This window comes from Corynebacterium sp. HMSC068H04, from assembly GCF_001811255.1.
In the GTDB taxonomy this organism is placed as follows: domain Bacteria; phylum Actinomycetota; class Actinomycetes; order Mycobacteriales; family Mycobacteriaceae; genus Corynebacterium; species Corynebacterium hesseae.
In genome coordinates, this window is the sequence record NZ_KV804011.1 from 1 (window position 1) to 204 (window position 204).

Here is a 204-nt window from a genome sequence, read left to right on the forward strand (position 1 = left end):
TTGAGGTTACCCTCGTTTAGTGGACACCCTATTTGTACGGATCTTGTGTCCGTAAGAGAGGATGTTCATTGTGAGTCAACAGCGCAAGAAGTACACGCCTGAGTACCGGCGTGAGGCCGCGAACCTGGTAATCGAGTCAGAGCGCCCGATTGCCCATGTGGCTAAAGAGATTGGTGTTTCCGCCGGGCTTTTAGGCCGGTGGGT

1 protein-coding gene is annotated in these 204 nt (G+C 53.9%); it reads left to right on the forward strand.

From position 1 onward, the window contains the following. Positions 1-61: 61 nt before the first annotated feature. Positions 62-204: transposase (locus HMPREF2792_RS13470; protein ID WP_141748945.1), on the forward strand; the 143-nt coding region annotated here is incomplete at its 3' end.